The 14934-nt window shown below is 46.8% G+C and carries 15 protein-coding genes; 14 read left to right on the top strand and 1 reads right to left on the bottom strand.

The window, feature by feature from the left end:
* Nucleotides 1-19: 19 nt before the first annotated feature.
* The 5 genes from JMF85_RS25625 (at nt 20) to JMF85_RS25605 (ending at nt 4615) form a co-directional block, all read left to right on the top strand.
* Nucleotides 20-973: a 4-hydroxy-3-methylbut-2-enyl diphosphate reductase gene (locus JMF85_RS25625; RefSeq protein ID WP_201319228.1), complete on the top strand. Its 954-nt coding sequence runs from the start codon at nt 20-22 to the stop codon at nt 971-973.
* Entirely contained in the window at nt 901-1536 is a 636-nt protein-coding gene (locus tag JMF85_RS25620) for a DUF2062 domain-containing protein (protein ID WP_236595999.1), read from the top strand. The genes JMF85_RS25625 and JMF85_RS25620 overlap by 73 nt, the downstream gene beginning before the upstream one ends.
* 131 nt (nt 1537-1667) lie before the next feature.
* Nucleotides 1668-2720: a 3-deoxy-7-phosphoheptulonate synthase gene (aroF, locus tag JMF85_RS25615; protein WP_054796092.1), complete on the top strand. Its 1053-nt coding sequence runs from the start codon at nt 1668-1670 to the stop codon at nt 2718-2720.
* Between the two features lie 256 nt (nt 2721-2976).
* The gene (gene glnA / locus JMF85_RS25610) at nt 2977-4401 is read left to right on the top strand and encodes a type I glutamate--ammonia ligase (RefSeq protein ID WP_127608323.1); all 1425 of its coding nucleotides are present in this window, start codon (nt 2977-2979) and stop codon (nt 4399-4401) included.
* Between the two features lie 67 nt (nt 4402-4468).
* A complete protein-coding gene (locus JMF85_RS25605; protein WP_201319227.1) occupies nt 4469-4615 on the top strand; it encodes a hypothetical protein in 147 nt (48 codons plus the stop codon).
* An 89-nt stretch (nt 4616-4704) separates the two neighbouring features.
* On the opposite strand, the gene JMF85_RS25600 is transcribed toward JMF85_RS25605, so the two are convergent.
* Entirely contained in the window at nt 4705-5079 is a 375-nt protein-coding gene (locus JMF85_RS25600) for a helix-turn-helix domain-containing protein (RefSeq protein WP_201319226.1), read from the bottom strand.
* A 518-nt stretch (nt 5080-5597) separates the two neighbouring features.
* On the opposite strand from JMF85_RS25600, the gene JMF85_RS25595 reads away from it, so the two are divergent.
* The 9 genes from JMF85_RS25595 (at nt 5598) to JMF85_RS25560 (ending at nt 14924) form a co-directional block, all read left to right on the top strand.
* Nucleotides 5598-7709 carry an S-layer homology domain-containing protein gene (locus tag JMF85_RS25595; RefSeq protein ID WP_201319225.1) on the top strand — a complete coding sequence of 704 codons (2112 nt, stop codon included), beginning with the start codon at nt 5598-5600 and terminating at the stop codon, nt 7707-7709.
* A gap of 622 nt (nt 7710-8331) precedes the next feature.
* Entirely contained in the window at nt 8332-9087 is a 756-nt protein-coding gene (locus JMF85_RS25590) for a YveK family protein (RefSeq protein WP_201319224.1), read from the top strand.
* Nucleotides 9071-9772 carry a CpsD/CapB family tyrosine-protein kinase gene (locus tag JMF85_RS25585; protein ID WP_201319223.1) on the top strand — a complete coding sequence of 234 codons (702 nt, stop codon included), beginning with the start codon at nt 9071-9073 and terminating at the stop codon, nt 9770-9772. The genes JMF85_RS25590 and JMF85_RS25585 overlap by 17 nt, the downstream gene beginning before the upstream one ends.
* A 211-nt stretch (nt 9773-9983) precedes the next feature.
* Nucleotides 9984-10115, top strand: a complete 132-nt coding sequence (locus JMF85_RS28490; protein WP_269103773.1) for a hypothetical protein — start codon at nt 9984-9986, stop codon at nt 10113-10115.
* A 41-nt stretch (nt 10116-10156) separates the two neighbouring features.
* Nucleotides 10157-10480, top strand: coding sequence for an XRE family transcriptional regulator (locus JMF85_RS25580; RefSeq protein WP_201319222.1), 324 nt, complete (start codon nt 10157-10159; stop codon nt 10478-10480).
* 28 nt (nt 10481-10508) lie between these two features.
* Nucleotides 10509-12341 (top strand): polysaccharide biosynthesis protein, encoded by a 1833-nt coding sequence (locus JMF85_RS25575; RefSeq protein ID WP_201319221.1) that lies wholly within the window; start codon nt 10509-10511, stop codon nt 12339-12341.
* A gap of 45 nt (nt 12342-12386) precedes the next feature.
* Nucleotides 12387-13271 carry a UTP--glucose-1-phosphate uridylyltransferase GalU gene (gene galU / locus JMF85_RS25570; protein WP_201319220.1) on the top strand — a complete coding sequence of 295 codons (885 nt, stop codon included), beginning with the start codon at nt 12387-12389 and terminating at the stop codon, nt 13269-13271.
* 157 nt (nt 13272-13428) lie between these two features.
* Nucleotides 13429-14064 (top strand): sugar transferase, encoded by a 636-nt coding sequence (locus tag JMF85_RS25565; RefSeq protein ID WP_201319219.1) that lies wholly within the window; start codon nt 13429-13431, stop codon nt 14062-14064.
* Complete coding sequence (locus JMF85_RS25560) at nt 14061-14924, top strand: NAD-dependent epimerase/dehydratase family protein (RefSeq protein ID WP_201319218.1); 864 nt, start codon at nt 14061-14063, stop codon at nt 14922-14924. Before JMF85_RS25565 ends, JMF85_RS25560 begins: the two co-directional genes overlap by 4 nt.
* Nucleotides 14925-14934: the final 10 nt, after the last annotated feature.

Genomic DNA, 14934 nt, shown 5'->3' with positions numbered 1-14934 from the left:
TTCGACAGGCGGTGCAAGCATGGACGTGATCAAAATATCCCCCCGCGGTTATTGTTACGGGGTTGTGGATGCTATGGCGTTGGCCATGCAAACGGCCAAAAACTTTAATCTGCCGAGGCCTATATATATATTGGGCATGATTGTGCATAACGCCCATGTGACGGATTTCTTCGAGAAAGAAGGCATCGTGACGCTGGACGGATCGAACCGCCTCGACATCTTGGATCAGATCGAGCAAGGCACGGTCATTTTCACGGCGCACGGCGTTTCGCCGGAGGTTCGCCGCCGCGCGCGCGAGAAGGGGCTGGCTGTCGTGGATGCGACTTGTCCCGACGTGACGAAGACGCACGACTTGATTCGCGAGAAAGCGGCGGAAGATTACCATATCATCTATATCGGGAAGAAAGGCCATCCCGAGCCGGAAGGAGCGATCGGCGTCGCGCCGGAGCGCGTGCATTTGATTGAAAAGCCGGAGGAAATCGACGAGCTCGGGCTGAGCGCGGAGAAGATCGTGATCACGAATCAAACGACCATGTCGCAGTGGGATATCAAGCATATTATGAATCGTCTGCTCGAGAAATTCCCGCATGCCGAAATTCATAATGAAATATGCCTGGCGACGCAGGTGCGTCAGGAAGCGGTAGCCGAACAGGCGAAGGATGCCGATCTCGTGCTTGTCGTCGGCGATCCGCGCAGCAACAACTCGAACCGGCTGGCTCAGGTGTCCGAGGAGATTGCAGGCGTGAAGGCCTATCGTATTGCGGACATCACCGAACTGAATACGGAATGGCTGAAGCCGGTGCGGCGCGTAGCCGTAACGTCCGGGGCATCGACGCCGACGCCCATTACGAAAGAGGTTATTCATTTCCTGGAGCAGTACGAGGCGAACGATCCGGCTACATGGGAAATTCGCCGGACCGTCAATTTGAGCCGGTTAATTCCTACGCCAAAAACGAAAGCAGCCGCAAAGTAATCGACAAGGAAGGAAATGGACAACAGCAAATGCGTAAAATGGCGAAACTCAAAAAAACGTTCCAGCTCCGATCCATTGGTCGCTGGTTTCGATATAAATATTTGCAGTTGACCCGGGCCAAAGGCGGGCCTGCCTTGGTAGCCATGGGCTTTTCGATCGGGATATTCGTCGAGATGTTCACGCTTCCGACGGGCGGGCTTGCTTTTTTGCTCATCTTTCCGCTGGTATACTTGCTTCGCGCAAGCGTGGCGTCCGCTCTTCTCGGCTTTATGTTCGGTAAAGTTATTTATTTGCCGCTGATGTTTTTTCATCGCCAGATGGGGGCGCTCGTGCTGCCTCACGGCATTCACGGCGCTTGGATCGAACGATTGCCGGAATGGCTGGACCGATTCCTGAAGTTCTATTTGAAGCTGTTCGTCGGAGGCGTGATCAACGGTCTCATTCTTGCCATCATCGCTTACTTTCCGATCCGCTGGACGCTGCAATGGGTCGACCAAAACCGTAAAGAGAAGCGGCGTAAACGAAAAGAACAACTGCTGCTGCCAACGAACGGGAACGGATAACGATCATAAAATAATCAAGACTTGACGGAGAGAGGGTCTCCGTTGTATATTCGCTTTAGTGATTAAAAGCTTAAAAGCGTATAAGCGTCGAAGCGTCTATGTACGAAAATTTGACCGAGAGGGTGTTCCGCATGATCGCTATCATTTCGAATAAAACACCGGAAGAGCGCATTTCCGAAATCGTTCACCATATTGAGAAGCACGACGTGAAAGCTCACATTTCACGCGGCGTAGACCGTACCGTTATCGGTATCGTCGGGAATGCGGGCCCTGTGCTGGCCGAGCAGCTGCGTCAATTGTCCGGCGTCGAGCAGGTTGTGAAAATCTCGAAGTCCTATAAGCTGGCCAGCCGCGATTTTCATCCCGATCCCACGATCATTCAATTGAAAGGCGTGGAGATCGGCGGCGATCAGCTGGTCGTCATGGGCGGACCGTGTGCCGTCGAATCGCCGGAGCAGATCGATGAGATTGCGCGGCTGGTGAAGGCCAGCGGCGCACAAGTGCTGCGCGGCGGTGCATTTAAACCAAGAACGGGTCCTTACAGCTTTCAAGGCGTCGGCGTCGAAGGTCTCGTCATGATGGCGGAAGCCGGCAGGAAGCACGGGTTGCTGACGATCACCGAAGTGATGACGCCGGAATACGTGGATGTCTGCGCTGAGTACGCCGATATTTTGCAAGTCGGCACGCGCAATATGCAAAACTTCGATCTGCTGCGCAAGCTCGGCCAGATTCAAACGCCGGTGCTTCTCAAGCGGGGATTCAGCGCGACGTACGATGAGTTTCTGAATGCGGCTGAATATATACTGGCTGGCGGAAACCCGAACGTTATGCTTTGTGAGCGCGGAATCCGAACGTTCGAGTCTTATACCCGAAACACGCTTGATCTGGCGGCGATTCCGGTGCTGCAGTCGCTCAGCCATCTGCCGGTGATTTCCGATCCGAGTCACGGCACGGGTCGTCGCGAGCTTGTCGAACCGATGAGCAAGGCGTCCGTTGCCGCAGGAGCTAACGGGCTCATCGTCGAGATGCATACGGACCCCGACAACTCCATGACGGGAGACGGCGTTCAGTCGCTGTTCCCGGACCAATTCGCCCGGCTGATGCAGGATTTGGAGAAGCTGGCGCCGTTGTGCGGCAAACGTTTCGATACCGTCAAGGAACCCGTCGCCGCTGTGAACTCGTAACCGAATATTCGTTTTTTTAAAGAAGGATGCTTGATCTCAGGCGGATGCCGCAAGAGATTAAGCATTTTTTTGTCGAAAATGTGACTAAAACCCGGCCGGGTGTGAGCATACCTAACACCTTCATAAAAAATACCTTACATAACTATTGACGGTTCTTGATGCGAAGTTTTATAATAACCACATATCCAAGAGAAAACTTGAACAATGTTCGCTCGAACAGGTCAAAATGTTCGGAATTTAGGAGGTAAGTGAGTCCATGTCAGTTCAAAACGTGTTAAATACCATCAAAGAAAAAGGCATCGAGTGGGTAGATTTCCGTTTCGTCGATCTTAACGGTAGAGCGCATCATATCTCCCTTCCTGCATCTGAAGTTGAAGAAGAGACTTTCCAAAACGGCGTAGCCTTCGACGGTTCTTCCATCGTCGGTTTCAGAGGCATCGAAGAGTCCGACATGGTTATGATGCCGGATACGGAATCCTCCTTTGTCGATCCGTTCACTGCTCATCCGACATTGGTTATTATGTGTAACATCCATACGCCTGATGGCGAGCGTTATGAGCGCGATCCGCGCAGCATCGCTCAGAAGGCTGAAGAATATTTGAAAAAAGCCGGCGTAGGTACGGCAGCATTCTTTGCTCCGGAATCCGAATTTTTCATCTTCGACGAAGTTCGTTTCGAGAGCAAACAAAACTCTTCTTCCTACTTCGTAGATTCCGAAGAAGCTCACTGGAACTCGAACCGTAAAGAAGAAGGCGGCAATCTCGGCTTTAAAGTAGGCCATAAAGGCGGATACGTGCCGGTTGCTCCGACGGATTCCCAACAAGACATCCGTTCCGAAATGTGCCGTCTGTTGATCGAATCCGGTCTTCGCATCGAGCGTCATCACCATGAAGTGGCGACTGCGGGTCAAGGCGAGATCAACTTCCGTTTCGATACGTTGACGAAAACAGCCGATAACTTGATGAAATACAAATATATCGTGCAAAACACAGCTCGCCAATACGGCAAAGTGGCTACGTTCATGCCGAAACCGCTGTTCGGCGATAACGGTAGCGGGATGCACGTTCACCAATCGATCTTTAACGGCGACCAGCCTTTGTTCTATGACAAGAACGGTTACGGTAACTTGAGCGAGCTCGCTTTGAACTACATCGGCGGTATCTTGTACCATGCACCGGCTTTGATCGCATTGACGAACCCGAGCACGAACTCGTTCAAACGTTTGGTTCCTGGTTACGAAGCGCCGGTTAACCTCGTGTTCTCCAAAGGCAACCGTTCGGCAGCCGTTCGTATTCCGGTGGCCGCTGTAACGCCTAAAGGCTGTCGTATCGAGTTCCGTACACCGGACAGCACGGCTAACCCTTACCTCGCATTCGCAGCCATGCTGCTTGCAGGTCTGGACGGCATCAAGAAGAAAATCGATCCTCGCGCCCTCGGTTACGGCCCGCTCGACAAGAACATCTACGAGCTGTCCGATGCAGAGAAAGGCGAAATCCGCAGCGTACCGGGTACGCTCGACGAAGCGCTTAACGCGCTCGAAGCGGACTATGAGTTCTTGACGGAAGGCGGAGTCTTCACGAAAGACTTCATCGACAACTACGTTTCCTTGAAACGTGACGAAGCGAAAGCTGTTTCCATCCGCATTCATCCGCACGAATATTCGTTGTACTTCGATCTGTAAAAAATTTCAATCATCTATATAGTAAGGGACTGCCTCTAAGTCATGACTTAGGAGCAGTCCCTTTTTTATGATAAAACCCACGGGGTATCACCGTAGTCTATTCCTTATTGCCGGGTTAACGAAAGTCGGGGATGATGTCAAAGGGGAACGGGGCGGAAAGTCATACCGGTGCGGTGCAGCCGCAATCGAAACGGACGTGGGTCTGGATCATTAGCTGCGGATATGGCGATAGGCGCTATCCGGCTATGATTCGGGGCGGGTATGCCTGTATGTCCTAAGAGAAAATGCCGTGACGCCGGAGATTTAACCGTTATTAATGGAACGTTCGGCTCGAACAAAAGCAATAAATCTTTTGGCTTCTTCCGGGGTCAGCTTTTTTCCGTCAATGGTCAAAGAGAATTTTTCTAAAATATTGTCGTCGGATAATTCCAGACTGTCCACAAACTCTCTCACTTCTTCATCAAGCACAATATGAGGATCGTCGGTTCTTCCTAACAAGTAATCGATAGATACATTGAAAAAACCGGCAATATTCGTGATCGTATCATAGTCCGGCGCTCTTCTGTTATTTTCGTAGTGGGATAGAGAAGCGCGAGTGATACCGAGTTTATTAGATAATTCCTCTTGTGTCATCGCGTGTTTTTCTCTTAATGAAGCAATGCGCTCCCCATACTTCATGTAATTTAACCCCCGTTAAAGACTGTGATTGTGCTATGACAATAAGAATACGCTACACTTCATTATACCATGTTTTCATAAGAAAAAATGTAAAAAAAACACTTGACACTGATACGATACGTATCATATTTTAGTAATAGTTGTTTGATTTATAACATTTTGTATCGAATAAAACAATCTTTGAGCATATATTACCTAAAAACTTGAGCTGCGGGAAGATGCCTGATGAACCAATCTATGCAGCGGAGTTTATGGGCATCTCCGAACTGCACTTTTGACTGAGCATCGGGCCGCTTGGCTCTGCATGATGAAGCAGATCACATAACGTTCCCGTTGAAATGGACTGCAGCGATACAACGTACCGTCAATCGGATAGATATCATCATTTTGCCCCCCGATTGGAATTTCAAACCTGAAACAGCGTGCTTTCAATCCTTTCATCTATGGAGCACAAGTGCGAAAAGCATAAGCTATAACTAATGAAGCTGAAGATACTAAACAATAGGAGTGGGTAAAGTATGGTAATAAAGAAAACGCTGGTTGCCACCTTAAGCGTTAGTTTGGTGTATGGCAGCCTGCTCTGCGGGCCGGTACCTTTGGCCGATCGGCTTCAAGGAGAGGTCTATGCCGCAACGGTGCCGTTTCCCAACAAGCAGCTGCTGGATGAGATCAACCTGCTCCGAAGTATCATGACTTCTGAGGAGTTGCAAGCGATCAAAGAAGCACGGGAACGAATGGTAGCCATGAGATCGGATCTAAGCGGAAATAGGGATCTGGTCAAGCCCGTTTGGGGAAAAATTGAAACCAGGAAGGGCCAATCGGAGTCATACCCTGAGGTGACTCAGGAAAATGTGCTGCACCTGGTTCTTGAGCTTGCATTTTATTATGATCAACAAGGCAGAGGACTGAACACGGTTATTACCAGTGAAAAGAATCGGCAGATCGTCGATCAGCTGATCAAATTAGGCGGTTTTCCCGGCGGCATCAACGATGTGACGCTGAACGATGTGAATCTGATAATTAGCAAAATTAAAATGAACATCATCAACCGCTATAGAAGCATGACATTATCCCAGTTATTAAGGTTAGCATCCGACCCGGACCAAGTTTATTCTATGATTGAAGAGGATCTGCAAAGGATCGTCAATGACCCTGGCCTGAAAATCAGCAAACTATTGAACAATCTTGGGATTACGGGGAAGGACCTGTCCGATACCGTCAGATTGTTCATTCCTGAGGTCGATTCGGAGCGCAAAGCGGTACTGGCTTGGGCTTCGGTCATCAGCCGGGCGTGGGGCTTGGGACAAGGGGGAAGCGGAGGCGATTCCGGCGGAGGCGGAGTGCCGACGCCGTCTCCGGGTGCTCCTTCACCGGAAACTCCGGCAACTCCTCCGTCCGATTTCACAGGTAACCTGGAGGGTGACGCGCTGTCCATAAGCAGAGAGACCGAGGGCGGAAGAACCTTAACGAAAGCCATAGTAGATTCCGGCAGGCTTACGGAGGCTTTCGAAGCGATTGCATCCGGTGAAGCCGGCGGGAATGAAATCAAAATCGATTTAACTAAGGCTGAGTTTCCTCTGCAAATCGAGCTTCCTGCGCCGCCGCTAAAAGACGCCGCTCAAAGCGAAGCGGTCGTTCGACTCGCCGGCAATGGCGTAAGCTATGCGGTGCCCGCAGCTATTTTTGCGAGACTCAACTCCGCCAATCAGAAGGTGGTCATTACCATATCGGATGTTGTTGGAACGGCCAGGAACCAAGTTCATCAGGCTGTTCAACAAACGAAAGCGAACTTATTGCTGCCGGAACCATTCGATTTTTCAATCCGGGTTGAAAATACGAACGGCACTCGTTCACCGTTCAGCGATTACAGCGGAATTTATGTGGAGCGCACCGTAACGCTGCCCGGACAAGTAAACAGCGACCGTTCAACAGCGGTATCCTACGATCCGGTTACCGGCAGGCTGAATTTTGCTCCGTCCACATTTACATCCTTGTCTGACGAACAAACGCAAGTGAATATCAGGTCGCCGCATGATACCGTCTATACCGTCATCTCCTCCGAGAAAACCTTTAAAGATATTTCGGGACACTGGGCTAAGAAGGAAATCGAAACGTTGGCATCCAAGCTCATTGTGGACGGAACGGATGCGGAGCTTTACTCGCCTGATACTCCGTTGACCCGGGCTCAGTTCACCGCATTGCTCGTTCGTTCCTTAGGCATCAAGGAAGCCGGATACAGCTCGCGCTTTACGGATGTATCGACCTCCGACTGGCACAGCGGTTCCGTGGAAGCGGCTGTCAGCGCCGGGTTGATCGAAGGGTATGAAGATGGAACGTTCCGGCCGGATGAACCGATTCAGCGCGAACAACTGGCGGTGATGATTGCCCGCGCCAGCCGTTTTGCAGGGCGGACGCTGCCTGCAACCACAATAGCCGAGGGGAAATGGGATCAGCTCGAAGACCGCAGCGGAGTCAGCCTATGGGCGGTACAATCTGTGAAGCAATCACTGCAGGCAGATTTGCTGGAAGGGGTTCAGGACAAACGTTTCGAACCGAAAGAAAAGGCGACAAGAGCCCAAGCAGCCGTCATCTTGAAACGTCTGTTAACTTACTTGAAGTTTATCGATTAAGCGAATCTTACCGGCGGGACTCTCTCGAGGAGAGTTCCGCTTTTCCATTTAATCAGGAGACCGCTTTCAAGGATAAAAAAACTTTAGGTAAATATGCCTGTTTTTTGGCTTAATTAACTAGAAAACCACATGATTCGACACAAAAAACATTTGACAAGATACAAAATGTATCATAGAGTGATAATATAAAAAAACGGAATTTTTATAAACAATTCAAACCAATTCGTATGATTAGGGGGGAGTTTACCATGAGTAACCAAAGCTCAAGCTATGCCAAGATTCAGTTGGACGTAAACAAGATCATGTCCCAGCTTCATCTCAACGATGTCAAGTGCTCCCGGGTACTCTCCGATGTTCAGAATCCGTCCGGACTTCCCGTCCAAGCCGCACCTCCTCAACATATCGTCGCTACAAAAAAAAAAATACGACTTGACATGATACATAAAGTATCATAAATTGTATTTGTGCGTTATATGATACCGATAGTATCAATCAAATGAGATTGTGTGTTCTTATTCAAGAACAACTTTATAAAGAGGAGGGAAATAATTCGCTTTGCATGATACAAAATGTATCTAATAGTCTTCCAGGTTAAAAATTCTAATGAATGCGGAGAATGTACATGGAATTAGAACTAAAGGAATATTTCAGCATTATCAAAAAACGGATTTGGATGTTAGTCGTTATCGTTCTTGTATCTTGCATCACTACCGGGATCGTCAGTTATTTCTATATCAAGCCTGTTTATTCCGCAACCACCAAGCTGATCGTTAATAAATCCAGCGAGATCAGCGGGATCGAAACGTTAAACACCGACATTGTCCGGTTAAATATCATGCTGGTGAACACGTACAAAGAAATTATCAAGACACCGGCCATCATGGATCAAGTGGCGGAACAGTATCCGGATTTGGAATTAACCTCGGAGCAGCTGACCGAAAAGATCAAGGTGAGTTCGGTTAACGATACGCAAGTGATTACGTTAACTGCAGAGGATTATTCCCATGCCAAAGCCGTTGCAGTCGTCAATGCGGTATCGGAGGTGTTCAAGAACCAGATCCCGCACATCATGAAGGTCGATAACGTCATGATTTTGAACGAAGCGAAGACTCAGGATCATCCGGTGCCTGTAAAGCCCAAGCCGGAACTCAATCTGGCGATTTCCTTCGTAGTGTCGTTAATGGTTACCATCGGGATTATCTTTTTATTGGAGTATCTGGACGATACGATCAAGACGGAAGCGGACGTTCAGCAGATTCTGGAGCTGCCCGTATTGGTCACGATCCATAAGATCCATAAGGATGAATTCAAGGATAATAAAACCGGTCAACCATTAAGCGAGCAGGTAGGTGAGAAGTCCTATGCGAACCTCGGTTAACGATTATCGCATCATAACCGATTTGAACCCGAGATCTTATATATCGGAAGCTTATCGAACGCTAAGAACCAACATTCAATTCTCTACGATTGACGATAATATCCGAAGTATCGTCATCACTTCACCGGAACCGTCCGAAGGCAAAACGACTACCATTGCGAATTTGGCCGTCGCTTTCGCTCAAGAGGGGAAGAAGGTGATCCTTATCGATGCCGACCTTCGCAAACCGACGCTGCACCGATACTTTATGAAATCGAATCGCATCGGTTTATCCAATCTTTTGGCGGGACAATTTACTTTACAGCAAGCGATTGTCGATACCCATGTTGACCATCTGTCTCTGATCTGTTCGGGTCCTGTTCCGCCCAATCCGGCGGAAATGCTGAATTCCAAGCGAATGGAGCAGCAGTTGAAGGAGCTGCAAGAAACGTACGATATCATCCTTCTGGATACGCCGCCTGCCTTGGTGGTGACGGATGCACAGGTGCTCTCGGCCAAATGCGACGGCGTGGTTGTCGTCCTTAACAGCGGAAAGGTCAAGCGGGATACGGCGCTGAAAGCATTGGAGCGGTTAAATCAAGTGAATGCGAAGGTGCTGGGTGTCGTATTGAACAACAAGGAACGCAAGCATAAGGAAAGTCCTTATTACTACTACTACTACTACGGTTCGAACGATAAAGAATAGCTTGGCATAAGCAAGTACAGGTAATGTCTACTGCACCTTTATCACTGTAGGCACTCGGTCATGCTGTGGGCGGCTTGCCGCCTTAGACGTACATCGTCGAGGGTGTGATGTGAGGAGGGGTTGGATGCCCTGTATTATTTTTATTTTGCATCAGGAAAGGTGGGAACTGACGTAATTTTCATATGAAGCCAAAAGGAGGTGTTCGACAGACATGAACCCAAGGTTGGATGAGCCCAATCTAAGATTTTTAGCGGAAGAACTGGAAACATTCATACTTGATGTTATACGCGACGAAGATGCCATAGAACAAACTTACATTGAAGTCATCAAAGAGATTATGTGAGATATATCCATCCACCACAAAAAACGTAGAAGGAGATCAGAATGATCGGAAAACGAATCCAGCTGTATAGGCAAAAGAAACGGCTTTCCCTTACCGATTTGGCCAAACGGGCAGGCGTAGCAAAGTCTTATTTGAGCTCGATTGAACGAAACATACAGAAAAATCCGTCCATTGAATTCTTGAATAAAATTGCCGAGGTGCTCGGCGTTCAGATAGAAGCTCTGATAAAGGATGAAGTGGGGGAGGAGTTAACTCCTTCGGATAAAGACTGGCTGCAATTTTCCAGTGAAGCCAAACGTATGGGACTCAGTGTAGAGATGTTCCGCCAAATGTTGGAGCAGTACGGCAGAAATGTAGAGAAGTAATGAATGATTAACGAGGGGAGAAACGCGGATGACGTATCGACGACGTTTGGCTTATTTAATGCTGATCGATTCCATCATCGTACTGACTTCTATATATGTCAGTAATTTGATGCTGGTGCCTCCGGCACAACTGGTGTTTACACCGACACTTCTCATCAGCTCGATCAGTCTTTTGATATGCCATCATTTATTTGCTTCTTATTATAAGTTGTATAAAAGAGTGTGGAAATACGCCAGTGTCGGCGAATTGGTATCCATCTTTAAAGCGATAACCTTTTCCATTCTCATCACTTATCTAGTTCAAGTGGCTGCACTTCAGGCGGTGTATCACCGTACCTTGATCATTACCTGGATGATGCACATTATCCTCATCGGCGGTGTCCGTTTCTCGTGGAGGTTATATCGCGACAGCCACATCTCCAAGGTGGATAACAGCGGTAAGAAACGTACGCTAATCGTCGGGGCGGGAGCAGCGGGCACCATGGTGGCCAGACAGCTCAAGCACAATCAAGAAGCAGAATTGTATCCCGTTGCTTTCATTGACGATGACGCGACGAAGCACAAGCTGGAGCTGCTGGGTATTCCGGTCTTAGGCGGCAGAGAAAAAATTGAGAAGGCTGTCAACAATTTGGGCATTCAAAATATCATTATAGCGATCCCTTCCCTCAGTAAAAAGGAACTGAATCAAATCGTAACCGAGTGCAATAAGACGAGAGCGAAAGCGCAAATTGTACCGATGCTTGAGGATTTGATGACCGGTAAAATTGCGGTCAGCGAATTTCGGGATGTACAAGTGGAAGACTTGCTCGGCAGAGAACCGGTGGAGCTGGATACCTCGGCTATTGCCGATTACATTACCGGAAATACCGTTCTGATTACCGGAGCAGGCGGTTCGATCGGCTCGGAAATTTGCCGGCAAGTGACAAAATTTTCTCCCTCCAGAATGATCCTGTTGGGGCACGGGGAGAACAGCATCTATTCCATTGAAATGGAGCTGAAGTCAAGCCATACGAACAAGATTGAATACATCACCGAGATTGCGGATATTCAAGACCGCGACAAGATCTTTAAGATCATGGAACAGCATAAGCCCAGCGTCGTTTTCCATGCGGCTGCTCATAAGCATGTCCCTTTGATGGAACGAAATCCGGAAGAAGCGGTGAAAAACAATGTGATAGGGACCAAAAATGTTGCGGAGGCTGCGGATCATCATGGCGTTGGCACGTTTGTTATGATATCTACGGATAAAGCGGTTAATCCAACCAGTGTGATGGGTGCAACAAAACGGCTCGCGGAAATGATTATTCAGGATCTGGGCCAGAGAAGCCGCACAAGATTTGTCGCCGTTCGCTTTGGCAATGTATTGGGCAGCCGGGGCAGCGTGATCCCGCTCTTTAAGGAGCAGATCCGAAAGGGAGGCCCGGTCACGGTAACTCATCCGGATATGGTTCGCTATTTCATGACCATCCCGGAGGCTTCCCGATTAGTTCTTCAGGCCGGTGCACTGGCTAAAGGCGGTGAGATTTTCGTCCTGGATATGGGAGAACCGGTGAAGATTGTGGATCTTGCGAAAAACTTAATCCGATTGTTCGGATATACCGAGGAGGAAATCGGCATTGAGTTTTCAGGAATCAGACCGGGCGAGAAATTGTTTGAAGAGCTGCTGAACGATAACGAGGTTCATGAAGAGCAGGTGTATCCGAAGATTTATGTAGGCAAAGCAGCCTTGAACCATATGCAATGGATTGATAGGCTCATTGAGAATTATAAAGAGCAGGCGCCAATTCCATTGCGGGAAGAGATTATGGATATCGTGTTTGATAGGAAGAAGGTAAAGCCGGAGCTCGTGGTTGTTAAGTAATTAATGAAGAATGAATTAATATGAAGATAAGGAGAACTGCCTAAGATGAAGGTTCGGAAGGCAATTATACCGGCAGCGGGTCTTGGCACCCGATTTCTTCCCGCCACCAAGGCAATGCCGAAGGAAATGCTGCCGATCGTCGATAAGCCAACGATTCAATATATCGTAGAAGAAGCGGTTGCATCGGGAATCGAGGATATTATTATCGTCACCGGGAAAGGGAAAAGGGCGATCGAGGATCATTTCGACAATTATTTTGAGCTGGAACAGAATTTGCTGGAAAAAGGCAAGTTGGAGCTTCTGGATGAAGTGCAAAAGTCTTCTAAAATGGCAGATATTCATTACATCCGGCAAAAAGAACCCAAGGGACTCGGCCATGCTATCTGGTGCGCACGGAAGTTTATCGGCAACGAACCGTTTGCCGTGCTGCTTGGAGACGATATTGTACAGGCAGCGAAGCCATGCTTGAAGCAAATGATGGAGCAGTTTGATCGATATAAATCTTCCGTAATCGGCGTACAGACGGTTTCGGACGAAGAAGTGTCACGTTACGGTATTGTAGACAGCAAAGAGATTCACAATCGACTGTACAGTGTAAATGATCTGGTAGAAAAGCCGAAGAGAGAACAGGCTCCGTCCAATTTGGCAATTATGGGTCGTTATATTTTAACACCAAGAATCTTCGAAATATTAGAAAATCAGACACCGGGGGCAGGTGGAGAAATTCAGCTTACCGATGCCATTGCCGAATTGAATCGTTATGAAGCCGTTTATGCGTATAACTTTGAGGGTGTACGATACGATGTAGGGGAGAAATTTGGATTTATTCAAACAACGATCGAGTTTGCATTAAAACGAGACGAGTTGAGAAGCGATTTGTTGCAGTATCTTTCAAACATAATTGAAAAAGAGCATGTGACTATGAAATAGATTATTTTTGTTACGTATTGTTTTTTATAGCTAAAGCGTTTAATTATTAGGAAAGCTAGGATAGTTTTTAGCGGCTTAGTAATTGGTTGGATAACAGAAATTTGTGTATCCAAATTAAGTGCTAAAATACTAATAACTATCAAGGAGTGTAACTGATATGTATATGAAAATTAAAAGATTGATAGATATCATTCTTTCTTTAATAGGATTAATAGTTTTATCGCCAATATTTTTGTTTCTTATTATAGCTATCAAACTGGATTCACGAGGACCGGTACTGTTCAAACAAAAAAGAGTTGGTATCAACAAAACACATTTTAATATATTGAAGTTCCGAACTATGAAAATAAATACGCCTAAGGATACTCCGACTCATTTATTAGAAAACCCGCAGCAATACATAACAACGATGGGTAAGTTCTTGAGAAAAACTTCACTTGATGAACTACCGCAAATTTGGAATATATTTGTTGGGCAGATGAGTATTATTGGGCCCAGACCGGCGTTATGGAATCAGTATGATTTGATTGCTGAACGTGATAAGTATGGTGCCAATAACGTGCAGCCTGGATTGACAGGTTGGGCACAGATTAATGGTAGGGACGAACTTCCTATTGATATAAAGGCGAAGTTGGATGGGGAGTATATTGAGAAGATAAGTTTTTGGATGGATGTTAAGTGCTTTTTCGGGACTATCGTTAGTGTTGTTAAGAGTGACGGGGTTATTGAAGGCGGGATTGGGTCAATGGGAAAAAAGGAAGTGGCAAGTAGTAAGGAGAGCATTTTAAAATGAAAAAAATACTAATAACAGGAATAACCAGCTATGTAGGAACAAGCCTAGAGAAGTGGCTAGAAAAATTTCCCACTAGATATTCAATAGATTCGATTAGCTTAAGAAATGATTCATGGAAAGAACAAGATTTCTCAAAGTATGATGTTGTGTTTCATGTGGCAGGGGTAGCACACGTCTCAACAGATCCTAGAATGGAAGAGACGTATTATAAAGTGAACCGTGATCTTACAATAGACACCGCTGAAAAAGCTAAAGCAGAAGGTGTAAAGCAGTTCATTTTTATGAGCAGTATTATTGTGTATGGAGATAGCAGCAATAATAAAAGGGTTATTGATAAAAACACAGTACCTACGCCGAGTAACTTTTATGGTAATAGTAAATTGCAAGCAGAAGAGGGATTAAAGCTTTTGGACGATGATGAATTTAAGGTGGTAATTTTGAGGCCTCCAATGATTTATGGAAAAGGATCAAAAGGCAATTATTCAAAGTTGTCAAAGGCGGCACAGATTCTACCGTTGTTTCCTGACATTAATAATGAGCGGAGTATGCTTCATATAGATAATCTATGTGAGTTTATTAGACTTATGGTTGATAATGAAGAGAGAGGGTTTTTCTTTCCTCAAAATAGTGAATATGTTAATACAAGTAAATTGGTAAGGCTGATTGCTGAAGCGCATGGGAAGAAGATTAAACTTACAAAGGTGTTCAACCCGGCTATAAAGGTGATGGGATTAAGGCTAGGGATTGTTAATAAAGTATTCGGCAATTTAGTCTATGAGAAAAAAATGAGCACTTATAAAAATCATTATCAAATTAGGGATTTACGAGAAACGATTGAAATGACGGAAAAGAAAAGATAAAGGGTTGATA

The organism is Paenibacillus sp. EPM92 (assembly GCF_016586185.1).
Lineage (GTDB): Bacteria > Bacillota > Bacilli > Paenibacillales > NBRC-103111 > Paenibacillus_G > Paenibacillus_G validus.
This window is presented reverse-complemented; position numbering and strand designations above follow the sequence as displayed.